At 39.5% G+C, this 26,168-nt stretch carries 22 protein-coding genes and 1 riboswitch; of the genes, 12 read left to right on the top strand and 10 right to left on the bottom strand.

Annotated elements, in window-relative coordinates:
• Window positions 1-16: 16 nt before the first annotated feature.
• From A9479_RS01920 to A9479_RS01910, 3 genes are read right to left on the bottom strand one after another with little or no spacing between them, the layout of a single operon-like run.
• Window positions 17-2,809: a hypothetical protein gene (locus tag A9479_RS01920; protein ID WP_064662559.1), complete on the bottom strand. Its 2,793-nt coding sequence runs from the start codon at window positions 2,807-2,809 to the stop codon at window positions 17-19.
• Entirely contained in the window at window positions 2,806-3,354 is a 549-nt protein-coding gene (locus tag A9479_RS01915) for a hypothetical protein (protein ID WP_064662571.1), read from the bottom strand. Before A9479_RS01915 ends, A9479_RS01920 begins: the two co-directional genes overlap by 4 nt.
• A 5-nt stretch (window positions 3,355-3,359) precedes the next feature.
• Window positions 3,360-4,631, bottom strand: a complete 1,272-nt coding sequence (locus A9479_RS01910) for a hypothetical protein (protein WP_064662558.1) — start codon at window positions 4,629-4,631, stop codon at window positions 3,360-3,362.
• 196 nt (window positions 4,632-4,827) lie between these two features.
• On the opposite strand from A9479_RS01910, the gene nhaD reads away from it, so the two are divergent.
• Both nhaD and lysC read left to right on the top strand, forming a co-directional pair.
• Window positions 4,828-6,075, top strand: coding sequence for a sodium:proton antiporter NhaD (gene nhaD, locus A9479_RS01905; protein ID WP_013465139.1), 1,248 nt, complete (start codon window positions 4,828-4,830; stop codon window positions 6,073-6,075).
• A 98-nt stretch (window positions 6,076-6,173) separates the two neighbouring features.
• Window positions 6,174-6,346: riboswitch (Lysine riboswitch) on the top strand.
• A 75-nt stretch (window positions 6,347-6,421) separates the two neighbouring features.
• Window positions 6,422-7,813 (top strand): lysine-sensitive aspartokinase 3, encoded by a 1,392-nt coding sequence (gene lysC, locus A9479_RS01900; RefSeq protein ID WP_197487234.1) that lies wholly within the window; start codon window positions 6,422-6,424, stop codon window positions 7,811-7,813.
• Here the strand turns inward: lysC and A9479_RS01895 are convergent.
• On the bottom strand, window positions 7,790-8,548 hold the full coding sequence (locus A9479_RS01895) for a 4'-phosphopantetheinyl transferase superfamily protein (protein ID WP_064662556.1): 759 nt from the start codon (window positions 8,546-8,548) through the stop codon (window positions 7,790-7,792). The genes lysC and A9479_RS01895 overlap by 24 nt on opposite strands.
• Window positions 8,549-8,714: 166 nt before the next feature.
• On the opposite strand from A9479_RS01895, the gene A9479_RS01890 reads away from it, so the two are divergent.
• Complete coding sequence (locus A9479_RS01890) at window positions 8,715-10,037, top strand: sodium-dependent transporter (RefSeq protein ID WP_064662555.1); 1,323 nt, start codon at window positions 8,715-8,717, stop codon at window positions 10,035-10,037.
• 95 nt (window positions 10,038-10,132) lie between these two features.
• Here the strand turns inward: A9479_RS01890 and A9479_RS01885 are convergent, their stop codons facing one another.
• Window positions 10,133-11,113 carry a 2-hydroxyacid dehydrogenase gene (locus A9479_RS01885; RefSeq protein WP_024602966.1) on the bottom strand — a complete coding sequence of 327 codons (981 nt, stop codon included), beginning with the start codon at window positions 11,111-11,113 and terminating at the stop codon, window positions 10,133-10,135.
• Between the two features lie 88 nt (window positions 11,114-11,201).
• On the bottom strand, window positions 11,202-11,744 hold the full coding sequence (locus tag A9479_RS01880) for a glutathione peroxidase (protein ID WP_064662554.1): 543 nt from the start codon (window positions 11,742-11,744) through the stop codon (window positions 11,202-11,204).
• Between the two features lie 120 nt (window positions 11,745-11,864).
• Between A9479_RS01880 and A9479_RS01875 the strand changes: the two genes are divergently transcribed.
• The gene (locus A9479_RS01875) at window positions 11,865-12,746 is read left to right on the top strand and encodes an NAD(P)-dependent oxidoreductase (protein ID WP_028835102.1); all 882 of its coding nucleotides are present in this window, start codon (window positions 11,865-11,867) and stop codon (window positions 12,744-12,746) included.
• A gap of 214 nt (window positions 12,747-12,960) precedes the next feature.
• Here A9479_RS01875 and sbcB read toward each other — a convergent pair whose 3' ends face one another.
• On the bottom strand, window positions 12,961-14,406 hold the full coding sequence (sbcB, locus tag A9479_RS01870) for an exodeoxyribonuclease I (protein WP_013465132.1): 1,446 nt from the start codon (window positions 14,404-14,406) through the stop codon (window positions 12,961-12,963).
• A gap of 249 nt (window positions 14,407-14,655) precedes the next feature.
• Here sbcB and A9479_RS01865 point away from each other — a divergent pair, with 249 nt between their 5' ends.
• Window positions 14,656-15,468 (top strand): alpha/beta fold hydrolase, encoded by an 813-nt coding sequence (locus A9479_RS01865; RefSeq protein ID WP_064662553.1) that lies wholly within the window; start codon window positions 14,656-14,658, stop codon window positions 15,466-15,468.
• Window positions 15,469-15,640: 172 nt separating this feature from the next.
• Here A9479_RS01865 and A9479_RS01860 read toward each other — a convergent pair whose 3' ends face one another.
• The gene (locus A9479_RS01860; RefSeq protein WP_064662552.1) at window positions 15,641-17,773 is read right to left on the bottom strand and encodes a pre-peptidase C-terminal domain-containing protein; all 2,133 of its coding nucleotides are present in this window, start codon (window positions 17,771-17,773) and stop codon (window positions 15,641-15,643) included.
• Window positions 17,774-18,285: 512 nt separating this feature from the next.
• Here A9479_RS01860 and A9479_RS01855 point away from each other — a divergent pair.
• The gene (locus A9479_RS01855) at window positions 18,286-18,624 is read left to right on the top strand and encodes a hypothetical protein (RefSeq protein WP_028835109.1); all 339 of its coding nucleotides are present in this window, start codon (window positions 18,286-18,288) and stop codon (window positions 18,622-18,624) included.
• Complete coding sequence (locus A9479_RS01850) at window positions 18,617-19,960, top strand: SPFH domain-containing protein (RefSeq protein ID WP_064662551.1); 1,344 nt, start codon at window positions 18,617-18,619, stop codon at window positions 19,958-19,960. The genes A9479_RS01855 and A9479_RS01850 overlap by 8 nt, the downstream gene beginning before the upstream one ends.
• Window positions 19,961-20,036: 76 nt before the next feature.
• Here A9479_RS01850 and A9479_RS01845 read toward each other — a convergent pair whose 3' ends face one another.
• Window positions 20,037-20,282 carry a hypothetical protein gene (locus tag A9479_RS01845; protein WP_013465128.1) on the bottom strand — a complete coding sequence of 82 codons (246 nt, stop codon included), beginning with the start codon at window positions 20,280-20,282 and terminating at the stop codon, window positions 20,037-20,039.
• 348 nt (window positions 20,283-20,630) lie between these two features.
• Here A9479_RS01845 and A9479_RS01840 point away from each other — a divergent pair, with 348 nt between their 5' ends.
• The 3 genes from A9479_RS01840 to A9479_RS01830 all read left to right on the top strand — a co-directional run bounded on the left by A9479_RS01840 (window position 20,631) and on the right by A9479_RS01830 (window position 23,575).
• A complete protein-coding gene (locus A9479_RS01840; protein ID WP_064662550.1) occupies window positions 20,631-21,929 on the top strand; it encodes a porin in 1,299 nt (432 codons plus the stop codon).
• Window positions 21,930-22,111: 182 nt separating this feature from the next.
• Window positions 22,112-22,957, top strand: coding sequence for an HDOD domain-containing protein (locus tag A9479_RS01835; protein ID WP_033103322.1), 846 nt, complete (start codon window positions 22,112-22,114; stop codon window positions 22,955-22,957).
• Between the two features lie 207 nt (window positions 22,958-23,164).
• Window positions 23,165-23,575 carry a hypothetical protein gene (locus A9479_RS01830; RefSeq protein ID WP_013465125.1) on the top strand — a complete coding sequence of 137 codons (411 nt, stop codon included), beginning with the start codon at window positions 23,165-23,167 and terminating at the stop codon, window positions 23,573-23,575.
• Between the two features lie 74 nt (window positions 23,576-23,649).
• Here A9479_RS01830 and A9479_RS01825 read toward each other — a convergent pair whose 3' ends face one another.
• On the bottom strand, window positions 23,650-24,549 hold the full coding sequence (locus A9479_RS01825; RefSeq protein WP_064662549.1) for a LysR substrate-binding domain-containing protein: 900 nt from the start codon (window positions 24,547-24,549) through the stop codon (window positions 23,650-23,652).
• A 124-nt stretch (window positions 24,550-24,673) separates the two neighbouring features.
• Between A9479_RS01825 and A9479_RS01820 the strand changes: the two genes are divergently transcribed.
• Both A9479_RS01820 and A9479_RS01815 read left to right on the top strand, forming a co-directional pair.
• On the top strand, window positions 24,674-25,126 hold the full coding sequence (locus A9479_RS01820; protein ID WP_064662548.1) for a DoxX family protein: 453 nt from the start codon (window positions 24,674-24,676) through the stop codon (window positions 25,124-25,126).
• 78 nt (window positions 25,127-25,204) lie between these two features.
• Window positions 25,205-26,155: a glutathione S-transferase family protein gene (locus A9479_RS01815; protein WP_064662547.1), complete on the top strand. Its 951-nt coding sequence runs from the start codon at window positions 25,205-25,207 to the stop codon at window positions 26,153-26,155.
• Window positions 26,156-26,168: the final 13 nt, after the last annotated feature.

The following is a 26,168-nucleotide window of genomic DNA, read 5'->3' as shown; positions in this document are numbered from 1 at the left end:
AATAGCCAATTAATTCTTAGTCCAGTAGAGAGGCTTTATGTTCAACCTCAATCCAATCTTTTTCATCTACCCAGTTTTGTGCGCCGTCTTTTACTGAACGAATTGGCACAATATAATCACAACTTATTTGCGGTTTAACCGAAGCAAATATTGGCACAAAGCCAAAGCTCAGGGCGGTTTCTATAATTGCTTTTTGGTTTTGCGGATCGATATCAGCCGCTTCATCTATGTAAATAGGTATACGGTATAAGTTTTGTTCCTGATCGCTTAATAAGTAACGAATAAACAACATGCCACATAACAGCTTAATGGTGATACGCGTACCATTTGAACCAGCCGAATCTATTTTTTCAAAGTGCTCGGTTTCGCCCGCGCGGTTAACCACTTCAAAACGAATATCAAATAAATCGGTGAGGGTCAGGCCTGCTTTGTCTGAGGCGAGTTTAATTAAATGATCTTTTGCGTCGTTTACCGCACTTTCGCTGTACGGCTCATGGCTGAGTAAATCCAGGGTATCGCCTTGTTCAATTTGGTTAGATGTACTGATAATGGTATCAATGCTATCTACCAACATTTTGCGCGGGATAATATTAATTTTAAACGCTTGCAGGTTTGAAATGCGGTGCTGGCTTATGCCTTTATTAAAGCTATTCATTTCACGGCGTAGGCGGTCTAAATCTTCACGTAAGCCTTTAATCGTGGCGGCCACTTCGGTGAGAGCAACGCGACCTTGGCGCTCAACGGCATCACGTTCGTTATCAATATTATGAAACGCGCTAATAAGTTTTTGGTATTTACTAAACTCATCGTTTTCGTTATCGAACTTGGTAATACCTGCATTGTAAATATGCATATAGGTATTACGTACATTTATATCGAAATTACGAAGCTCTTGGCAGTCTTTATTAAAGTGGTGAATTAAATCGCTTAAATTATCAAAATCGATTTTTATATCAATCATGTAAGGTGTCACTTTACCACTGTATAAATCTAACGTGTGGTCAATACGCTCGGTTTTAACTTGGCGCAGGCACTCTGTTTGACGATTAATTTGCGCTTGTTTTGATTTAATTAACGAGCGTCTATCAGCAATTGAGCCACTGTTTTTTTGAATATCTTGTAGGTAGTCGTCAACTTGTTCGCGTTCGGCTAAAAGCTGCTCTTTTAGCATTGCTTGGGCGTCAACCGATTGTTGCATCACTTCAAATTGCTCTAAGCGTTTAAGTGCACTTTCAGCACTCATAAGCTCATCGTATAGCGCGTCTTTTTCTTTTTGCTTATCTGCAACATTGGCGGCCACTTCGCGCTGTTGTTTAAACTCTTTTAATGATTGCTCAAGTGCGGTTAATTGAGCACTCAGTTGCTCTTTGTTTTCGCCGCTTTGCATTTGCACCGGCGAGAGTTTTTTAAGTTGAATACTGGCACCGGGCAGGGTGAGTACACCGCCTTTTACGTTTTCACTAAGCTGCGCTAAAAATTCGCCGAAGGCGCCTTCGTCATCAATAGTGATATCGCCATTGCTGGTGGTGGCAAAGGAGAGAAGATCGGGGTTTAATAGCCGCGATATTTCTTCAACTTCTTTCAGTGATAAGTCTTCACGCATACGAGTGAATAAATTAAATTCTAAGTTTTTAAGTTGTAACTTTAAGCTTTTAATTTGTTTTTGTGTTTCGCCAATGCGGTAATCAAGGGTGTGCAGGCTTTGACCTTGTGCACTCGTTATTGAGTGTGACAACGACTCGTAGTCATTTTTTAACTGCGTTAAGCTGGTTTTGAGCGTGGCTTTATTAACTAGCTCAAATTCACTTTTAAGGGCGTTGTAATCTAAAAACCACTGTTCAATTTGGGTTTGTTTGCGCTCTATATCGCGTGATTGTTGAACGTATAGGCTTTGTTTTTGTTCAAACTCGTGTTTTTCGTGCTCAATATCTTCAAGAGCGATGTTGAGCTCGCTTAGTTGCTCTTCCTGATACGTATCAAAATCAATCAGTGCTTGGTCAATTTTTGGTGCATAAGCGGCCAGTTTACCTTTAAGAACGGTTTGGTTTTCAAGCATCGATTCAAGGGCGGCTATGGGCTCTTGCATTGACTCAAGGGCTTTTAATTCACGTTTTGCGCGGTTTACTTTATCAAACGACCGGCGCCATACTTCGTAAAAGTCGACCTTTGAATTTGACATGTGGCGTTCAAACACACGTAACATAAAGCGCTTAACGTCGTTTGCGCCTAATTTATGTAAATTAAGAATACGACGAAATATTTCTTTGTATATTGCAGAGTCTTGAACGTTGTTAAGGGGGATCATTTTTAAATTGATCTCACCATCAAATTGCGTTGCACCGCCAGTAAGTAGGGCGTTTAACTCTTGCGCTTTAAGCTCTATCGGGTTGTAACCTTGCTGCTTTAAGTGATTAAACAGCTTGGTAAACTTAATAATGGTATTGCCTTGGGTGTACTGGGCTAAATCAAGTTTGCCTTGATAGCAAAAGTATTGGTGTGCATAACCGGCAATTTTACCTAAGCCTGCTACGCCAATGACAACTGAGCCATGGGGTAAATCGGCTTGCAATAAAATGTACGATTGATCTGATGAAAAATAAAACTTACGGGTTTCATCTAAATCGTGGCCATCCCACTCGGTAAGGCGTAAATCGTTAATTAGCGGAAATTGCAGTGCATTAATAACTGAGCTTTTACCTGTGTTGTTAGGCGCACAAATCGAGCTACTTTTATCAAGTGGGATCACACACTTTGCATAGCCTGCAGTATTAAGTAGGGCGAGTTTACTCAGTCCGTATAAGTTTTTCATTCCTCGTCCTCTCCTAAAAAGGTTTCTTCATTTACTTCCATTAAGGCATCAATATAGCGATGAATTGGCGCCTGTAGCATAAAGCCGCCTTCCACTTCGCGGGCAAGGCCTAAACGTACCATGCGTAAATACACATCTTTGCGTAAATCAGAACCCGAGAATATTTCAAGCTGATCAAATAAATGTTTATTAAGTTGTACCAAGGTTTGCATTAGCTCTAAATCGTTTGGCTCTTCAAATAATGCACGCATTGGGTCTTTACCTGTGTTGGCAAAGTGTTCGATTAATATATAAATAGTGAGCGCTATCGCGCGCGATATTTTGCCCATATTAGGGGTGCTTTCATCGCTAGCAAAATAATAAAAGCCACGACTGTCGTGTTTTAAATCATGGCCTAATGCTGTGAATAAGGCGCTGTAGGCTTCAATTTGTTGGTCAAGCTCTTGCCACATTAGGGTGTCTTGTTCGCAAATGTGGTAACCCGCGACTAATTTTTTATTAATGGCTTGTAAGTGAGAAAGCTCATTTAAGTTTATCTGTGTCATGGTCATTACTCGTGCTCGGCATTATCAGCCTGAGGCTCTGAATTAAAGGGGTACAAAGAAAAGTGCTGGCCTGCAATGTTAACGCGGGCTTTTTTATCGCTTTGGCTAATGTGTAGGGTGGTATCGCTCACTAGCTTTTGATATAAAAACAGCATTTCATCGGCTTCAAGCTCTGGGTAGCTTTCGTCTAAAAATTGCAGCAGAGGCTGTGGTTTTTTACGCTGCTTTTTGAAGCGTTTTGCAAACTGCGCTTTTACATCGTGATAGTCAGGAATGTTTGGTGTGACAAACGCAGGCACATCGTTTTGCTCTGGTAGCTGATATTCATGATGCTCAAATTCAGCCAGGCTTGCCATGTAGGCTACTATATGGCGCTGTTGACCCAATGAATACTTTTGCGCATCGCTTACAAAATGTGGCTGCACGGCGCTGAGCATATTATCTACCCCATTTTTACGTATTAGCCCTAATACTTTTGCTACTTGGCGGGTAACAAGGTTATTACGGCGCAACTCTTCACGCAGTGGCATAAGCATATCGGCACTTTTACGTAAGCTTATCCGGCCAACTAAGTGCATTTCTAGAATGCGGGTACGCAATTGTTCAAGCATGCGTTTATCGTTGTACGCTTTGCCTGAACGTTCAATATGTTCTATTTGGGTGCTAATTTGTTGCTCAATAAGGGTAAAGCAGGCATGAAAGTCGCCTCTAATATCCACCATTTCCAGCATGGGTTCTATATATTCATCAAACGCTTCTATCACGGCTTTATAGCGTTTTTGTAGCGACTGCACTGCATTATTAGATTTGGCTTGCTCAACAATATTTAAAATGGCGTTTTCGTTGTGTAAAAACAGTTTGATTATTTTACGTACCCGATCATCCATAATACGGCTAAAGCGGCGTAAATCATCAAAATCTTCCATTTCACCGGCATTAGATAGCCGATTACCTAAACGGGCCAAATCATCAACCAAGACACTAATTTCTTGTGCTAAGCCTAAATGTTCTTCTTGCAGTAAAAAGGTGGCAAAGTCGGCAATGGCGCGGTTAATTTCCAGTTGTGACGATTTAGCCAGCGGAATAATAATTTCTTGATTTAATAACCGGTTGGTTTCTTTATAAATACGCTCATTATTCCACGTGGGTTGCTTTTGCTTAATGGCATTTTGAAGATCTTTAATACTAAAGTCGGCCATTTTAAAGCGCTTAAATAATAGCTCTAATACACCCCAGTGTTCATTTAGGGTATTAAGTAGCTTTTTAGCTGGGATCATAAGGCGTTACAACTTCCTAGTATTCGTTATTTTATATTTCTCGAACTTATATGGTATTCGTTTTTGCGACGATTTAATAATAGTTTTTACACCCGCTTAGTGATAGTATCCGCGCCGAATATAGGCACATAGAGTTTGTGGGTATATTTTTTACATGGTTTCAATTTTTACTTAACCCCGAAGGTTGTTTAATATCATGGTTTCCTCGATTATCCTGACGCTGATAGCGATTGCATTTTTGCTTATCGTTATTGAGGATGTGATCCACGTAAACAAAGCAAAAACGACATTATTTTTTGGTACACTTTGTTGGATTATCTCCTTTATTTTTCCTCTTAATGGGCAAAGCCCCGAAACGATTCAAACCCTCCTAGACCACAATATTTTAGAAATTGCTTCTTTATGGCTGTTTTTAATGGCCGCAATGACCTTTGTCGCCTATTTAAACTCTAAAGGACTTATCGAAAATGTTGTGAACCGGATTATGCCAACCAGCATTAGTGAGCGTAAGCTGATGTTTTTGGTGGGGTGTTTTGCGTTTTTATTTTCATCTATTTCCGACAACGTTACGGCCACGTTAATATCACTGGCAGTGATTATGTCATTAAAGCTTGAAGCCAAAAAACTAGTTAAGTACGCCACGCTTATTGTATTTGCTGTAAACTCCGGTGGTGTATCACTTATCACGGGTGATGTAACCACACTTATGATTTTCCTTGATGGTAAAGTAACAATTAGCAATTTATTACTGTTAATTGTGCCTGCGTTATTAAGTGTATTATTACTGGCTACTTTGTTATCAATTGGCATGAATAAGCAACTCGAGTTTAAAAAAACTAAATTTAAACGTATTGAAAAAACCGACATAACCATTGCGGTTATTTTCTTCACTACGGTTATTGCTACGCTTACATTGAGTGTTTTATACAGTGTACCGCCTTTGCTTACTTTTTTATTGGGTTTATCTATTATGTTTTTAGTCGCGCAATTTTTAATGCGCAAAAAAGACATCAACAAAGATATGATCGATTTTATACGCGACATAGAGTACGACACCTTATTGTTTTTCGTGGGTGTGTTACTGCTTGTTGGTGCGTTAAAAGAAGTTGGGGTACTGAGCCAATTTACTAATTTGTATACGGTAATGGCGCCAGAGTACGCAAACTACTTAATGGGTATTTTATCCGCAGGTGTTGATAATGTGCCACTAACGGCAGCGTTATTAAAAGCCGACATTGTAATGAGTCAACAGCATTGGTTGTCGTTTACGTATGCAACCGGTGTAGGTGGCTCTATGCTAATCATTGGCTCGGCGGCCGGTATTATAGCCATGAGTAAGGTAAAAGAGCTGACGTTTGCAAGTTACCTTCGCTTATCGCTGTATTTATTACTGTGTTACACCTTTGGTTATGCGGGCTCTTACTTAATGGGTAGTTTTATTTGATTTTATAGTAAAACGACTTGACAGCTAGACGTCTAAACGATAACTTTCAAAGCCGCACTCTTAGTGCGGTTTTGTTTTATTAGCCACAGGTTAATAATACATTCAGAAGAGGTGCGATACTTAGGTACTTAATGTGAGGCAACGACAGCCTGCGATCATTAAGGAGGGAAGTACTCGCCGAGGAAAATAATGGGTCGTTACCATTGTTTTTCGGTTTATGGGGCTGAATCCTCAAAACTGTCACCAATTTAGGTGGAGAGCTTCTGGCAGTAGATTTTTCTTATCTTTATTTCCTGCCAAGTTCTTCTTGTTTTATTGCGGTTTGGATGCCGCGAAAGGAGACGAAATGACTACCCAACCAGTGCCACAAAGTTCACAGTGCACAAAATCAGATTACATTGTTGCCAAATTTGGTGGCACCAGCGTTGCTAACTTTGAGGCGATGAGCCGTTGTAGCGAAATTATCGTAAACGATAAAAATGTACGTATTGTTGCAGTAAGCGCCAGTGCCGGAGTGACCAATCATTTAGTGGAGCTTTGCAAAGCGGGTATTGAAGCCACTAAACGCCAACAGCATATTGATGGTGTCCTTGCGATTCAGCAGGCTATTTTAAATGACCTGTCGTTAGATGAGGATTTAGCCCTTGGGTTTAATCAAACGCTTGATGCATTTCAAACGTTGGCGGCACAAACACTCAATACTGAGCAGCAGTTCGATGAGCTACTTAGCTTTGGCGAGCGTTTATCGTCGTACTTATTTACCCAAGTACTAAGGTTAAAGGGTTTAAATGCCACTCGTTTTGATGTGCGCCAGGTGCTTAAAACCGATAGCCAATTTGGTAAAGCAACACCAAATGTGGCCGCCACAGCGCAAGCCGCTAAAGCACATTTAATTCCGCTGCTTGATGATAGCGTTATTGTGACCCAAGGGTTTATTGGTAGCGATGCAAACAATTTAACGACCACGCTCGGTCGAGGCGGCTCAGATTATAGCGCTGCACTGCTTGCTGAGGCTATTAACGCTAAAAGTGTGCATATTTGGACTGACGTAGTGGGTATTTTTAGCACCGATCCTCGTTTGTGTGTAAAAGCCACTCCTATTGCGCGTTTAAGTTTTGATGAAGCAGCAGAAATGGCGACCTTTGGCGCTAAAGTATTGCACCCAGCTACAATTTTACCTGCCAGTCGCAGCCATATTAATGTGTTTGTTGGCTCTAGCCGAGAACCAGAACTTGGCGGTACGTGGATTGAACGTGAAAAATCGCAGCTACCTGGTATTCGTGCGGTAACGCAACGTAAAAATCAAATATTATTAACCCTTAAAAGCCCAGAAATGTTATTAGCCAGTGGCTTTTTAGCGCGTATATTTACTATTTTAAGTGAGTGCAATATTTCGGTAGATTTGGTCACCACCTCTGAAATTAGTGTAGCAATTACCCTTGATAATGCGCCTAATGCATCGCGCCCAGAGCTAGATCAAGAGTGCTTGGATAAACTCGCTGAATTTTGCCATGTATCGGTTGAAAACAATTTAACGCTGGTAGCGTTAATTGGCTCTGAAATTGTTTTGCGCCAACATGAAATGAATTTAATGAAAGTATTAAGTGACTTTAATATTAGACTCATTTGCCATGGTGCAAGTAAACATAACTTGTGCTTTTTAGTTGAGCAAAGCGAGTCTGATGCTGTGGTTCAAGCGATTCATAGTCGATTACTAGAAAGTGATTGCGCTGCGTAAATCGTTAATAGTTATTATTGAGCACCGCCAGTCGGTGCTTTTTTTTGCCACAACGCTAATATCAAACATGTCGTTATGTGCTCCAATCACTGAATTGCTGCAGGCTGTGAGCTGGGCGTTATTAAGTTCGTTAAACACATTAGGGCTTAATAGCTGAGCAATAGGGCGGCTGGTGGCTTTAGCCAGCGCTTCTTTTAATGTCCAAATCCTAAAAAAATGATGTGCTTGAGTTGTTATGTTATCTGTATCGGTTATTAAGCTCACTTCGGCTGGATGGTAGAAGTGTTTAGCGAGTTTATTAAAAGGGCGCTTTAAACTAATTTTTTCAATATCAAAGCCAAATTGAGTTGATGCTACATTTAACGCTGCACCTACAAAACCATGAGAATGAGAAATGCAGCAACTGATCACGTCTGTTGTATTTTTAATATGTAACTCTAATTTACTGTTATCGGGGTTAAATTCAGAACTAATATCACACAGCTTTAATGATGCATAAGAAGAACAAGCGGTTTTTACTAGGTATTTAAGCACTAAACGTGTGGCTAAATATTCTTGTTTAGCTTGTGGGTTTTTACGCCGATTAATAACATTGAGCTCAAAAGGGCTTAAATAGTGGGGTAAATCAAATTCACCCACATTGAGGGTGGTCGCGTTAAGCAGCGCAATGCAATGGCTGTTATTTGCGAAAGCGGGCGTGACTTTTAGCTGGTTTTCAAAGTAAGTTGCACTCATCATTGCTCGTTATAAATGACGACCGATTACATATTTATTACCCAAAGCTGGATAGTTTGTGAGCGGTTGTTAGTTGTTGTGAGCGCTAAGTACATTTTTATTACTCAGTCGCTCTTAAATATGGTTTAATTCGCATTCGTTAAAATAATAACAGATTTGTAGGTGTATGGCACAAGTGCGTGATGGTTTTCAAAGTCGACTAGGTTTTGTATTGGCAGCAGCCGGTGCAGCGGTAGGTTTAGGTAATATATGGGGTTTTCCTACGCAGGCTGCTAATCATGGTGGCGGCGCATTTTTACTGGTTTACTTTATCGTTATTTTTTTGCTGGCGTTACCTGCTTTGTACACCGAGCTGTATTTAGGTTACAAAGCACAAGCTAATCCTGTTAAAGCGCTAAGCCAAGCATGGCAAGATCACGCCCCTAAAGTGGGAGCCGCAGCAGGCTATATTGGCCTTGCCGGTGCCATCGTTATGTTAAGTTTTTACTCTATTGTGGCCGGTTGGATGCTTTCCTACGCTATAGAGCCTATAAGTAGCTTTTTTGGCTTGCATAGCTTGAGTGAGTTTTTACATAGCGACTCTATGTTACGTAATTTTATTTTTACGCCGCTTATGCTTATTTTAACCGCCAGTATTATTTTAAAAGGGGTGAAGTCGGGAATAGAAACCTGGTCACGCCGTTTAATGCCGCTTTTACTTGTTCTCCTTATTGGGCTTATTATTTATATTGCAACGTTAGATGGCGCAAGCGAAGGGTTTGCTGCCTATTTAGTGCCTGACTTTAGTAAAATACTCGACCCGGATTTAATTATTGCCGCAATGGGACAGGCGTTCTTTTCGTTGTCGCTTGGGGTAGGCTGTATGATGATTTACGGCTCGTACTTAAAACCCGGAGCTAACTTACCAAAATTAACCGCAAGTGTTGCGCTACTTGATACCAGCGTGGCATTTTTAGCTGGGCTATTAATTATACCGGCTATATATGTGGCACAGTTCAATGGCGTTGAAGTATTTAGCAACGGCAAATTAATTGGTGAAGGGCAGCTTATTTTTGCCATATTACCTGAGTTATTTGGCACTATGGGCGAAATTGGTTTATTGGTTGGCTTATTATTTTTTGTATTGATGTCGATTGCTTCAGTTACATCAACCATTTCATCGACTGAAATTCCGGTGGCATTCTTAGTAGAAAACCACAGTGTTGATAGAACCAAAGCTACATGGGCCGTTAGCGCCATTGTATTTGTTTGTGCCAGTACCATTATTTTAAACTTTGATTGGTTATTTGGTTTAGTGATTATGGTATTTACCCAATACCAATTGCCGTTAATGGGGCTTTTTTACTTTATAACGGTAGGCTGGCTATGGCAACGTGGTAATAAACTGCACAAGGCAAGTAGTGGGCCGCACTATTGGTTTGCACAATATATTCGCTTTGTGTGTCCTGTACTTATGACCTTAGTATTTGCAAATGTAGCGTTTGGTTAAAAACTTTTAAACGCGAATTTAAAAATGCAGTTTTAAAAAGCGAGCTATTGGGAGTCACCCGAAAGTTCGCTTTTTACAGTTTAAATGACTTGGTATTACAATACTTGATTGGTTAGCGTTTGCCCTTGAGCAAGCTCGTTTGCATTTTGTAATGTTATATTAGCGATTTCGGTTAGAGCTTCTTGAGTAAAAAAGCCTTGATGTCCTGTTATTAATACGTTTCTAAAACTCACTAAACGAGAGAATATATCGTCTTGATTTATTTCGTCACTGTGGTTTTTAAAAAACAGCTCTGATTCTTGTTCGTACACATCAAGCCCTAAATACCCCAGTTTTTGTGATTTAAGTGCTTTAATACAGGCTTGGCTGTTTACCAGCGCACCGCGAGAAGTATTAATAAGCATGACCCCGGTTTTCATTTTATTAAATGCAGCGTCATCGATTAAATGATGCGTATCTTCGCTCAGCGGGCAGTGCAGTGAAATTATATCGCTTTGGGCAAGTAGGGTATTTAAATCGGTAATAGTGTAATTGCCTGGTTTTGCAAAAGGGTCGCACACTAAAACGTTAGCGCCAAAACCATTTAAAATGTTACACAGTGCCAAGCCTATTTTTCCGCAGCCTATAATCCCTATGGTCTTGTTATGTAAGTTAAACCCGAGTAAGCCATTTAAATCAAAGTTGTCTTCGCGTACTCGGTTATAAGCTTTGTGTGTTTTACGGCTGAGGGTGAGCATAAGGGCAACACAATGTTCAGCTACTGCCTCAGGGCTGTAAGCGGGTACGCGTAATACGCTGAGGTTATGCTGTTTGGCAACAGGCAAGTCAACGTTATTAAACCCCGCACAGCGTAATAAAATAGCGCTAACACCCAATGTGGCAAGTTGCTCAATCACTGCTTTATCTACTGTATCGTTTACAAATACGCACACAGCGTCAAAGTTTTTAGCTAATATTGCCGTCTGCGCCGATAAACTTTGCTCAAAATAAGTAATAGTGATGTTAGAAAAGCCATTTAAACTTTGCTCAAAAAAAGGGCGCTCATATTTCTGAGCACTAAAAAAAGCAATATCCATTAACTAGCTCCAAGTAATCAATTATTTTATTACCATAAACTATTCTTACTATAGATGCTTCACTCTTGTTGTTTTAATTACGACAGGATTATTTTAATGCAGCCGAACGGACTCCTAAACGAGCGGTCGTCGGTTTTATAACGGGCACTGATTCTAAGCAGCTTGTTATTACATTATGTAATGACTCCGGTTTAGTTCGCGGTGCATAGCGAGCAACAAGCTGCCCTTGTGCATTAACTAAAAACTTAGTGAAGTTCCATTTTATGGCACGGTTTTGTGCAATACCCCGTGTATGAGACTTTAAATAACTAAATAGTGGATGCGTATCGGGGCCATTTACCATGACCTTATTAAACACCTCAAAATTAATTGAAAAATGTTTTTGATAATAGTCTTTAATGGCCATTCCCTCTAATGGCTCATTTTTATCAAATTGATTACACGGAAAGGCTAAAATAGTAAACCCATCGTTTTTGTATTGTTGATATAGCTTTTCTAGCGCGCATAATTGCGCAGAAAAATGACATTTACTGGCGGTATTAACAATAAGAAGCGTTTTTCCTTTTAACTGACTCAAAGAAAAATCATCGTTATTACAAAGTGGTGCGTTAAATTGATAAATACTATCCATAGATTACCTACCTAATTTCCGTATGAGGGAAATTTTAAAAGACTTTCATTCGCTTTTTTAGCGGCCGATTGACATAATCGAGCTTATGTTTCTAAGTTATCAGTTAAATAGGTCATTTTTATGTCAGTAAAAATTGCATTTATAGGTTTAGGCGTAATGGGTTACCCAATGGCAGGGCATTTAGCAAAAGCGGGGCACAGCGTATGTGTTTATAACCGCACAGCAGCTAAAGCACAAAAATGGGTTGAAGATTTTAACGGCAGTTTTGCACCTACCCCGCGTGAAGCTGCAAGTGGTGCCGATATGGTATTTATGTGTGTTGGCAATGACGACGACTTACGGTCAGTGGTATACGGCGATGATGGCGTTTTAGCTGGTATGGACAAAAACACGATTTTAATCGATCACACAACTACTTCTGCTGAGGTAGCGCGTGAAGTTGCGGCAAAAGCGGCTTTACAGCATATCGACTTTATTGATGCGCCAGTATCGGGCGGTCAAGCAGGTGCTGAAAACGGGGTATTAACCGTAATGGCCGGTGGCAACGAAGCGGTATTTGCTAAAGCACAACCTATCATGGCGGCATTTAGCCGTTTTAGTCAGCTTTTAGGCGAAGTGGGCTCAGGGCAATTATGTAAAATGGTTAATCAAATTTGTATTGCTGGTGTGGTACAAGGCTTAGCTGAGGGCTTACATTTTGCTAAACAAGCAGGGCTTGATGGCGAAAAAGTAATAGAAACCATTTCTAAAGGCGCAGCTGGTTCGTGGCAAATGGAAAACCGCTACAAAACAATGTGGGCAGGCGAGTACGAGTTTGGATTTGCTGTAGATTGGATGCGTAAAGATTTAGGCATTGCCCTTGATGAAGCTAAAAATAATGGTGCAACGCTGCCAATGACTGCAACGGTCGATCAATACTACGCCGATGTACAGGCTCTTGGCGGCGGCAGGTACGACACATCAAGTTTACTAGCGCGTATTGAAGCACTGCATAAAAAGTAATGTAATTGGTAAAAGTAAATTATTCACAAAGAGGCTAAGAGGCGCTGCGCTTTTAGAGAAAGTGATACACATAAAAAATGAATGTTGGTTTTATGTTTTCTCATTTATTCCTCTCTTGTTGAGATAGTTTTTTGGTTTTTTACCTAGTAACAAAAAACGCGACACTTTTTGCTAAAGGGTCGCGTTTTTCATGCGTTATATACACTAAAGCAAATTACATGCTTTGCGCGTAGTTATACAGTGCTTTTAAAATTGTAAGATTTTTTTCACTGTCGTCATGCTCGTGCGCTAGGTTTTCAAGGGTGATCATAAAATCTTGTGCGCTGATTGAGGGTTGATCTTCGCCATGCATTAACTTGCTTTGACAATATTGACGCCATTGATCAAGCTCTTGTTGGTTTAGCGTTTGTGGCCAGTTACGGGCGCGGTATCTAAACAACAAAGTATTAAATTTAGGATCTTCAAATTCAAGCTTTAAACTTGCCAAGTCTTCAGGTTTTGCATCACGAATAATCGCAAATTTAGCTTTATCAGCATGGCTAGTAAACCCATCATATAATAAGTAATCCACGTTCGTGGTGGCGCTGTAATCGCCTTGCTCATTAAATACCTCAGTGACTTTATCGCGAAGCTCAGTATTGGCTTTTAAAATGGCTAAATTAGCCAAGCATTGCTCACGGTCAATACCCAAGCGAGCAGCGTTTTCAGGCAGTAGTGTTTTAGCTGGTGCTAAAATAGGGCACTTATTTAAATGCACCAATTTTAAACCTACGGGTAAATCACCCTCTGCTAAATCTATACGTTTGGTGTATAAACGCTTGCGTAATTGCTCTACATTTAAATCAAGTAACACCTGCGGGTTTTGGGTTAAATCAAAACAAATAACTGCGTTTTTATTAACAGGATGAAAGCTCATAGGTGCCACCCACGTGGTACAACCCTGGGTTGCTGGAATACGCGACGAGGTATGCACTAATGGGGTCATGTTAAACACGTCCACCAATTCAGCAAGGGCTTTCTTATTACGCAAACTAAAAAAGAAGTGATACAGCTTAGGCTGCTTTTCTTTTATTAATTTAGCCAGTGCAATGGTAGCCGTTACATCACTTAATGCATCGTGCGCAGCGGCATGTTCAATACCATTAGCGACAGTTAAATGCTCAAGTTTAAAACTTGGGCTGCCATCTTCTTTTAATGGCCACTCAATGCCCTCAGGGCGAAGTGCATAGCAGGCACGCACTAAATCTATAATATCCCAACGACTGTTATTGTTTTTATATTCACGCTCATATGGGTCGTAAAAGTTACGATAAAAGCTATATCGGCTTACTTCATCATCAAAGCGAATACTGTTATAACCAGCCACACAGGTATTGGGCACGCTAAATTCGGCATGAATTTTAGCAATAAACTCAGCCTCAACTAAGCCTTTTTGCATCGCCACTTGCGGGGTAATACCGGTGATTAAACACGCTTCAGGATGGGGTAAATAATCCGCTTGCGGCTTACAGTACTCAATAAGCGGCTCGCCAATAATATTTAAATCAAGATCGGTGCGCACACCTGCAAATTGGCTCGGCTTATCCTTTTGCGGGCTTGCCCCCCAGGTCTCGTAGTCGTGCCAGTAGATTGTTGCTTGGTTTTGCTCTTGATAAGCCATTAAAAAACCCTATAAGTTAGCTTGAAACGGTTTATATACCGCCAAGTTACTAAATTTATGAATTATTTAGATTATGGCATAGGGTTACAGAGGTTTATAGGCTTGAATAGGGAAATCTATCAGTCAAAACAGGATTTAAGAGTGATTGACGTGATTATTTATTTTTAAGGGTATGTGATAGAGAAATTATTTATAAACATAGTGCTTAATGTTATAAACTTAAGCTAACTACTAATTAGCTTTAACAACATGAAACTAATAATAAAAACGACTCTATTTTGGGTATTAATCACCTCTACCGCTGCGTTTGCTGAGCTTGCAAAAGTTAAAGTAAATGGCTTTGATATTGAATATGAAATAGCGGGTAGTGGTAAACACACTGTTTTACTCGAGGCGGGTGGCTCTGCAGGGCTGAGTGATTGGGATCCCATTTATAACTCGCTTATCAAGCATGCAAAAGTAATTCGCTATTCTCGAATTGGCAATGGCGGCTCAGCGCAAATAAAGAAAAACTATAGCTCAGAAGAATATGCTGCTGAGGCTTTACTACTGCTTAAAGCACTAAAAATTGATGAACCAGTAGTTTATGTGGCGCATTCTTATGGTGCTTATATCGCAAGGGTATTTGCAGCAAGCTACCCTGATAACATTAAAGCGTTAATGTTAATTGAACCCGCCTCAGAGCATGATGTTGATATTATGCGTAAGATTGATTTACCGCGCGCTGAAAAAGAAATTGCTGCTATAAAACGTGATGATATGAAAAACGGCATATCGAATCAGTATTTAGACTTTTGGTCGAAGCGGCCTTTGCCCGATTACCCACAAATAGCAGATATTCCCGTGACGGTTATTGCCTCAGTTAAAAAATATGAAAATCCATCGGTGTTATTTTTTACTGATAAAGGGCGTGAAATGTGGGGAGAACTGCATTTAAACTGGGCTAATGCTTTTCCTCAAGGTGAGATAGTGCTAACCAGTAAAAGTTACCACTATCCACAAAATGATGAGCCAGAAATGGTAGTTAAACAAGTTTTGAAGCTATTATCACGCACTCAATAGCGAGATCGGATTATGTTTTTTAATTACGACTAACTATGAGTTCTTTTTGTAATAGGTGCCATTTTTTACTTATTGTGTTGTTTAATACGCTCTGCATTAAAAGAGTAAATTAAACCCAAATAAAAAGCACTGCAGGTTTACTGCAGTGCTTTGTTTAGGGAAATGATATTAATTATTTTGCAGTTGCAACAAGCTTAACCCAATCGTAATTAGTGACACCTAACAAGCCGATTTGTAATGTCTGGCCTGAACTCACCTCTAAGATACAACTTTCATTGTTGCCTTTGTTGTTCGATAAGCAATCATATTGTGTTTTTGTTACCGCTGCATCCGCTCTAACATAGAGGTTAGTATTTCCCTCGCCACCCAATGTTTTTATGTTTACAGTAGTTGTGCCTGTAGGTACTACATAACTATAGCGCTGCCAAAAATCTGGAAATCCATAAGCACGAGAAGTTAATACACGAGTATCATTATCTGTAGGTGGTGCGCTATTTTCATAATCAGCCATAATAGTGACATTACTGTAGCTGCTATAGGCTTTAAGCATAACGTAATAGCGACCTTCTCCTTGACTTATATTACAGCTTTCAGTGTTACCATTTCTAAATGGTCGGCAGTCGTAATCGTTTGTGGTAGGTATTGTATTTTTCTTAACGTAGAGGTCTGCATCACCCGAACCACCTGTTATGCCGATTGAAATGTTAGTGCTATTTGCAGGTACATCAATATAGTAAATAGTCTCTTGATTTAATGCTGCACTTTGGCCTGTTAATGCTTGGCCTTTAGTTAATTCAATTTCTGTTGGTGAACCATCGGAAACACTAATAGTTTGGGTTAGTGTATTTGTATTATTGTTACTATCTTTCACAGTAACAGAAACGTCGTAGTCACCCGCAGAGACAAAACTATGCATCACAGTTGCGCCTGTATCGGTTTGATTATCGCCAAAGTTCCAACTGTAGTTAATGATTGTACCTGCGGAGCTGGAACCAGTTGCATCAAAATTACACTGTAATTGTTCACAGCTGTATTCAAAACGCGCGGTAGGTGGCAGTGGTGTATTACCGTCGTTATCGCCAACAGGCACTGTGTTATTAAAGTAAGTTGCGACTTGGGGCCAAATCTTACTTATTTTGGCGCCTTTATTGTAGCATCCGCCTAAGTGATGAAGTGCAATAACACGATTACTTGATGCTGCAACAACAGGAGAACCGGAAGAGCCACCTATAGTGTCACAATAGTATCCAATATCAGTATTACTTCCACGCCCATTCGTTGAGGGGGCATTAACTTGGCACAAACCATTGGCGTCTTGATCCGATTCAATCGACAGCTCCTTAGGATTACCTGAACCATGTTGCGGAATATAAATACGTTCACTTTGCTCTGCGTTTCGCACATCAAGCCCTAAGTAGCCAAACTGTTCAATATTGGCAAAGTCATTAACACTGAACAGCGTATAATCTAACGTGTAATCAGTTTTAAAAAACTCTTTACCCGTTACTTTTACAATGGTTTCTCTGGTTGTCCCATTACAACTTTTATTTTGGTAGTTAAACCACACTTCTGTAGAGGCAAGCTCAGATGCAGTCTCTATACAGTGGTTATTGGTAAATAACTTATTATCGCTGCCAACGCGCCAACCGGTACATAAGCTGCGGCCACCAATTACTAAGCGTGCTACCGGGCGGCTGCGGTCAAACTCTGTTGGGTTGGAATTAGCCCAACACTGCACATCTTTGCGCTCATTAATACCGCAGGTAGACAAAGGGGCAAGATTATTTTGTTGGTTGATATTTATATTGGCGCTTTCAGTGCCGTAATAATAGCTATCAATAACACCAAACTGGTGTTGCTGCTTACTGTTTTTTGGATCAGGGTAATATTCAATGATAACGCTGTCATTTGATACCGACATAGAAGAAAATGAATGCACACCATCATCCCCGTTTAAGCTATCGATTGTTGCTGCGTCCATATTATTACTACTATATTCATATCGCTCTGAGTTGTCTTCGCTTCTAACGACTAACTTTGCGTCACCATTTAGATCTACTTGGCTAAAATGTAGCTTTATGTAATCAGCATTAGGGTGCGATACAGTTTGAGTAATTACGTGTCCTTGCGCAGTTTCGATAGCAAATTGCTTAGAAAGTTTTACATGGGTAGAAGCGTGTTTGGCGATTGTGGTTTTCTTTGCTTCTTGAGTGTGTTGTAAAATAGTGAGCTCATCCACAGCAGCAATACTGTGTTGTCCATAAATGGCAATGGCAATTAATGTTGCATATTTACATTTATTCATCTTTATATCCTTTTCACTAATAAGTGGTTTGATGTAACGTAAACGATCAACTGCATGCCCATATGATTTAACTTTGAGCAAATAATCAGTACCTAATTTACATACTAAGGGTAGGTCGCATTTTAATCTTCGCCAGTAAAAAATTTAAATTTTTTTAACTTTACTCGGAAATTATTGCAATTTTCACTTTGAGATCAGCTCATTTTAAAAAGAATAAATGGCTTAGTATTCAATATGAAAGTTTGAACAGAAGATGTTCACTGTTGAGTCTAATAGGCTGTTACCAATACAGGTAATAACTTTTACTAACACTCACTAAAAGTAATATTGTAGATATTGAGACTTCTGATATTGAACTTTTATCTAATTTAATTTTTACAAAAATATACACAAGCCAAGTTTTAATTCTGTTATTTGGGTCGTTATTCTGTAAAATTATCGGCTTAACACCTGTGACCTAGCCGTTACATTTGTTGTTGGGGTTAATTATTCAATTAATATAAGCAGACGTTATGATTTTTTATATTATTGGGTTAAGTACGCTTGTTATTATTTTGTGTGTGGCGCTTTATGTGATTTACAGCAATATACGTAAGAGCCGAGTAAGAAAGTCAAAAGAATATAATGTGTTATTTGATAAAGACACCATTATTGATGAACTCATTGCTCAACTTAGCGAGAAAAACCAAACCCAAGAAAACCAGGAAAAAACAATTAAAGGCAAACAAGAGATCCTTGCAACTTTTATAGATTTGCATCGATCGGGTAGTTTTTGTGCGCATTTAAGCGAACAAGAAATTACGTATTTTGTTAAAAAGAAACTAAACATGGAGAGTACTAAAAATGGATAGCGAACAACAAGCAGTCGCTGAGGCAAAAAACACCTCATTTATGGCACGTTTTGGTCGTCGTAATGTGATTTTACTAACATCCGTTGTCGTGGTGTTAGCCGTGATTGCAACATTAACGTCGCAGGTTATTTCATGGAATGAAGCCGATGAACGGCTAGTTCATCAGTCAGCTTTTACCGGTAATTTAACGGTAATAAATCAAGCAGGCCCTTACTTAAAAGCATTTGGTACAACATCAGCCTATAAAAAAGTTATTTCAATTAACTTTACCGGCGATAGCAGCGCAACAGCCAGTGCCATTGTACCACTCATTCCTATTCGATTCTTAGATACCACGACCGGTGGGGCACGCGGTGTTTCCCGCTTTAGATTACCTGGCAACGTACCCGCTAGTGAATCGGGTGCTTTGCGTGGTTTATTAAAAACTCATGAAGAATTTGGCTCTCAAGAAACCCTAATTTCTAACCTTTTAATGCGTGCGACCACTGAAAATGTAAAAGCGTCGGCTCGTATGATGTCGGTTGAACAACATTATTCAGGTGGTAATGGCCAGTTAAGCCAGGATTTTTCTGATCAACTGACTAATGGTATTTTTGTTACTGAGCAAATTATTAGTACCGGTGAGCGTGATAAAACAGATGATTTAAGTAACTTAAGTAAGCAACAGCGCGTTACTATTAATATTAAAATGGATGATGAAGGTAATCCGCTACGTAATGCGCCTATTTTAGGCTCTTACGGGATCACAGTCGTTGATGCGAGTATTATTGATATTGATTACGAAAATAAAGTAAATGCGCGTTTAGAGGCGCAAAAACAAGCGGCTGCTGATGAAGCGCTGGCAAGACAAAACCTTAAAAAAGCAGAGCAACAAGCACGTACTGAAGTGGCATTAGGCGAACAAGCGATTGCAAAGCAAAGAGCTGAGTCTGAAAAGCTAAAAATTAAAGAGCAAATTGATGCAGAGCGAATAAAAGCCAATGCGATTATTTCTGCCCAGCAACGTGTTGCAGTAAAGGCTGAGCTTGCAAAAGAGCAAGAAGAAATCTTAAAACAGCAACGCTTAGAAGCATTAGGTATGGACGTTTTAGCTGAAGCACGTTTACGCGCAAAATCAGCAGCGCTTGATCCTAAGTATGTATTTGATGAAACACTTAAAGCAGAAGTTAAAATTCAAACGGCTTTATTTAATAGCTTAGGTAACAGCCGCTTGGTGCCTGAAATTGTTATAGGTGCAGGGCAGGGTGAGCAAAATAACGGCTCTGAATTTATGCGCTTACTGGCGGCCGATGCGGCATTGAGCCTTAAGAAGCGTTTAGAAAAAGAGAAAAAATAAACGTTAAAAATCATTATAAAGCCCTAGCTTTAATTGCTAGGGCTTTTTTTGTGGTATCGCTTTGTAAGTGGTGAGTTTAAAACTTAGGACACAAAGCGTGGCTAAAGCCTTTTTCGGTTAGCAAAAAAGTGGCGCTGGGCGTCGAAAATATATATTCCTCATGAAGAAGAAACGCAATTGTTCCTTTTATTTGCTCACCTTGATGATCTGAGGCATCGCTAATTAATTGTTCAGGATCTAACTGGCTTGGGCTTGGAAAGTTATTATAAAGATGCTTAAAAATTAACGTAGCAATTGTGTTAAAGGTATCGTTATTTTTCATTTTTGGAGAATCCTTAATTTATATATGTAGCAACAAACTGGCTGTTTTAAATATGATTTTTAAATAATAACACATTAAAAATAGGTACATGATCATCCTACTATTTTTTTAAGCTTTAATTTTGCAAGCTGCTGCTTTCATTTATTAAAATGATGATTAATTGTCATGCTTACCCTGCTAAAAAGTAGTTAGTGTGTTGCTGTTGTGTTGCGCAAAATCACAAGGTGTAATTGAAGAGTTGTAAAAATACGTTATCATTGTAAAACAACATGTAAAATCAAGCAGGTACTTAGCTCACGCTGACCAAGTTCGAGTTAATAACATCAACAAGGCAAGCAAGGACAAATTATGACACCTATGAAACCTTTAGCACTGGCAGTGGCTATGGTTGTTTTTTCACATCCGGCACATGCAGATACAGATCTTGATAAAGTAAAGCAGCAATTAAGCAGCTTACAAAAACAAGTGGAAATGCTGCAAAAGCAACTTGCAAAAGCAGAGCAAAAAAGTGAAAAGACAATCGAGCGCACCATTGAACAGAAAGAAGATATAGCTGAAGTTAAAGTAGCTAAACATGAACACAAGCCTCAGGGAATTAAAATTGGCGGTGCTGTTCGAACCAACTATAGCCACACCTCGTATGATGACGACAATAAAAATCGCGGCGGCGATTTTAACTTTGATATTTTTCGTCTAAATTTCTCAGGCGATGTGGGTGATGTAAAACTAAACGCTGAAATTCGTTTTTTTGATTACATGACAGCTGTTAAATACGCCTATGCTGCTTACGATTTTGCTGATGATTGGCAAGTTCAAGCAGGTATTACTCAGGTTCCTTTTGGTAACTGGCCTTACAATTCACATAACTACTTTTTCAGCACTAACTATTACGTAGGCCTTGAAGACGACCACGATTTAGGGGTGTTATTTAAGCGTAAAATTGCCGATAACTGGCAGCTTGATTTAGGCTTTTTCAAAAATGATGAATTAGGTGGTGTTGATGGTTATGTAGATAACCGCAGCGATCGCTACTCATACGATATTGTTGGTTTTAGAGAAGCTGGTGATGGTGTTTACGCTGAGCCGACCAATCCAATTGGCGAGTATAATACGTTCTCAGGTCGTTACGGCTACCACATAGAGCATGAGGGTGGTAAAACTGAAATTGGTGTGTCAGCGCTTGCTGGTGGCTTGCATGATGGTGTTGACCGCGCAGGTGACTATAACGCATGGGCGCTTCACTTAAACAGTAATATGGGCCCTTGGAACTTGCAATTACAACATGGCGAATACAACTACGATATTGATAACGTAAACCGCATTGCTGTAGGCGCTTACTCGTTTTACGATAGCATGGCAGCGGAAGCAACTATGTCGAGTGCAAACGTAGCATACAGTGTGCCGGTGCAATGGGGCGCAGTAACAAACTTACAGTTTTATAATGACTACAGCGCTATTTACGACAAATCAGACAACAGCAAAGATACCTGGATGAACGTAACCGGTTTCTCGGTCGCTGCAGGTGGTTTATTTACATACTTTGACTTAGTTCATGGTAAAAACATGCCGTTTGTTGGTGGTTCATTAGCGGGCGATAGCAGCGAAACTGAACGCCGCTTCAACATTAATATTGGCTATTACTTCTAATAAGCTAGTATTCAAAGCACACGTCTATATACCGGGCGTGTGCTGCTTTGGTTTTAAAAATTATTTTTACCCTACCAATTTCAGCACCTACAAATTGATAAATCTCTAATCAACTTCTAGTATAAAAGTTCAAATGGAATTAATTAAATAATCCATATAGCTTAGCTGGAGGCTAGACATCGATGTTTGTCGTTAATGAGCAGGTATTATCTGATGTAAACAAAAACTTTATTATTCCCCCAAAACCGCAAATTTTAGATGATCTTGATAGATTAGCACATCAAAATGAGCCGTCTTTAATGGCTGCTGCAGATATAGTTGCTAAAGATGTGGCCATATCGTCTGCTATTTTAAAAATTGTTAATTCACCCGCTTACGGCTTAGTGCGAAGCATTGCTGACATAAAACAAGCCATCATGTTTTTAGGTTGGAATGGCATAGAAGCACTTATTCCTGCGCTTAAATTAAAGCAAATGTTTTTACAAAAAACATGTTGTATTAGTTTAGAGCGTTTTTGGGATAACGCGTCTGAAATTGCTAATGTAAACATGATTGTTGGGCAGCGAGTAAAAAATAAAATTCCAGTTGAATACTTATACACGCTCGGTTTATTTCATGATTGCGGCATAGTTCCGATGGCGATTAAATATGACGACTACGTCAATGTGCTGCATGGTTCAAATAGAAGCAGTAAAGAAAGTTTAGTTGATATTGAAGATCGTGTTTATGGCGCTAATCATGCCATTATCGGCTATTACTTAGCATCGAGTTGGCATTTACCAAGAGATATTTGCCAGCTTATTCTACGCCATCATGATTTAAGTTTACTTGAGGACACATCCGATCCTAATCAACAGCTCTGTTTTTGTGTGTTAAAGCTCTCTGAAAGCATAGTAAATAGTATTTTACGTGATGAAAAAATTAAAGATTGGGAGCGCCTTGAACCGTTTATACTTAAAAAGTTAAATATGTCTGAAGATGAATATATTGATTTACAAGAAGAAGTTATTGATTACTTAAATCAGTAAATAATCATGCCGGGTTTGCAGCCTAGTTAAACGAGCGGTTATTTGTCGCTTTTATTAAAACGAATATGTTCAGTTTAATTAGACTAAAGTCTATAGGTTAGTTTTTTTCACTTATTGGTTTGTTTTTAATCGTTTGTCGAGATTAAGTAAACACTCTAAAGTTTAGTTGTCGGCAACAAGCACGACTAACCAAATAGGAAACTAATCATGAAACGCTCACTTATCAAAACCATCGCTCTTGGCTCTTTATTAACTTGCTCAGCTGCTGTAATGGCTGATCAAAGTGACTACAAGTTAATGGTTATTGAAGAGGCTGCAACAGCCCCACAAGAATTCGAAGTTGCATTTAACAGTTGCGCATTAAATGTAAAATCAAAAAACTACAGCCAAGCTGAAGAAATTTGTTCAAAAGCAATTACATTATTACAGCAAAGTACAGGCCCACGTTTTAAAGTACGTGAGCTGACTTCATTTGCTTTAAGTAACCGCGGTGTTGGCCGTTTAATGGCTAAAAACGAAACCGCAGCGTTATCTGACTTTTACGAAGCACAGCAAATATCAGGTAACGAGTTAGTGTCGCACAACTTAACACGTGCTAAGCAAGATCTTGCTCTATAACATCTATTAGTGATTAAAAAAGCCCATGCTAATTTAGTTAGCATGGGCTTTTGCATTTATGTAGTTGGCTTATTTCATGTCTGTAAATTATTGTCGATTAAAAGTTGAGTCAATTTTTTTAATCCTTTACCTTTGTTGGTTATTTTCCATGCAAGGTATAAGTCTTGAATAGGACGTGGTTCAATGAGCTCCACGACATGAAGTTTTTTAGCTTTAATTTGTTCAGCAATAAGGTTTACTGGTAAATAACCAATCCCGATTCCCGATAAAATAGCGGTAATTTTTTGTTTTACGGAGCTTACATAAAAACGTTGACTACCTTCGATTAAATTAGCTGACCACGGAATACTTTGTTTTGCAGAGTCATGAACTATCACTGTGGTGTATTGACCAAGATCACTAGGCTTGATGGGTTTTTGCTCTTTTGCTAAAGGGTGGGATGGGTGAACCACAAGTACATTTTGAATATCCGTTATTTTCACTGCTCTGATCCCTTTTTGAGCAGGCACGGGGGCGGGTGCACCAATTACTAAGTCAACATTGTCTTCTATTAACGCCTCCCATGTACCGCTCATGACCTCTTCTTTTACATCAATTTCAATGCTTTTATGTTCAATTAAAAATTGTTGCAAAGCAGCAAAAACATTAGTTACGTCAATAATTGAGTCACAAGCAATCCGTATTCTAGGCTCCCAGCCATTAGCTATGGTTTGTGTTTGCTCCGATAAATTATTTATAGCATTGAGCACTTTACGCCCCTCGCTCAGTAAATGTTTACCTGCGGGGGTTAAAACTGCTCGCCGACCTTGGCGCTGAAATAAAGTTACATTTAATTGCTCTTCAAGTTTATTAACAATATACGACAGGGCTGATGGCACTTTATTAAGTTGTTCTGCAGCGGCTGCATAACTGCCACGATGCTCAATGGCGTCTAATACCAGCAAAGCTTCTATGCTAATAGGGGGTGTATTCATCATCATACCAAATATTAACTGTTCAAAATATTTGAACATATAAAGCAAATAATAGGAGTTATTTAATTTTAATTCAACTTATACAATAGCTGCATAATCAACAGAAACAATACAGGTAAACATTATGACGATTAAAAATATCACAGCTACCATCACAAAAACTGAACAGTCTTTTGCAACACTACCATTAAGGCTTATTGCAGGATTAGTGTTTAGTGCTCATGGGGCACAAAAACTGTTTGCGTGGTTTGGTGGCTATGGCTTGGAAGGCACAGGGCAATGGATGGAGTCGATTGGCTTAGCACCGGGCTATTTAATGGCATTAATGGCGGGTGGCGCTGAATTTTTTGGTGGATTACTACTCATCGTTGGTTTGCTGGTGCGTCCTGCGAGTTTTGTACTGGCTATCACTATGGTGGTTGCTATTTTTACCGTACATATAGATAACGGCTTATTTATGAGCAACAACGGTTACGAGTTTGGTTTATCGTTGTTGGCAATTACCTTGGCCTTATTTATTCAAGGGGCTGGAAAGCTATCCCTTGATGGAAAAATTCATAACAAATTAAACCAATAAGCTGATCACATAACTGATTGAACTTTAAGCTGCCAATCTACGTAAGGTTGGCACATTCTACATACTTAGGAGACGGACATGGGATTACTTGTTAACGGTGAATGGGTCGATAAATGGTACGACACCGAAAAAAGCGACGGTAAATTTGTACGCCAAGACAGCCGTTTTAGGGATACTATTTCATCAGCGCCACAAAGCAAATTTACCCCTGAGGCGGGGCGTTATCATTTATATGTATCGCTGGCGTGCCCATGGGCGCACAGAACGATTATTTTTCGTAAATTAAAGCAGCTCGAAGACATTATTTCTATGAGTATTGTTGAAGCGCCCATGATGGAAAACGGCTGGGAATTTGGCGAGCAGGGCGATCCACTTTATAACTTAGATTACGCCTATCAATTGTATTTAAAAGCCGATCCTAGTTATGAAGGGCGGGTTACTGTGCCGATTTTATGGGATAAAAAAACGCAAACTATTGTAAATAATGAATCAATAGAGATCATTCGTATGCTTAATAGTGCGTTTAATGAGCTCACTGGCAATACTGATGATTATTATCCAGAGCCACTTCGTGAAGAAATCGAAGCCCTGAATAACCGTGTCTATAACACCATTAATAACGGCGTATATAAAGCCGGTTTTGCTACTACACAAGAAGCTTACAACGAGGCTTACACCGCACTATTTGATAGTTTAGACTGGCTAGAAGCGCGTTTAGCTAAGCAGCGCTATCTCGTTGGTGATGTTATTACAGAAGCTGATTGGCGTTTATTTACAACCCTTATTCGCTTTGATGCGGTGTATCACGGGCATTTTAAGTGTAACCGTCAAAAATTAAGCGAGTTTCACCATATTAGCAATTACGTTAACGAGCTGTACCAAGTACCGGGTGTTAAACAAACAGTCGATTTAGAGTACACAAAGGTGCATTACTATGTAAGCCACTTAACGATTAATCCAACACAAATAGTACCGCTGGGTGCAAAGCATCATTTTGATGCTCCACACGACCGTGAACGTCCATATTAATTAATGTTTATTC

The sequence above is a fragment of the Pseudoalteromonas sp. MQS005 genome, assembly GCF_001661605.1.
GTDB lineage: Bacteria > Pseudomonadota > Gammaproteobacteria > Enterobacterales > Alteromonadaceae > Pseudoalteromonas > Pseudoalteromonas tetraodonis.
Note: the sequence above shows the minus strand (reverse complement) of the source record. Positions and strands in the feature narration are given on the sequence as shown.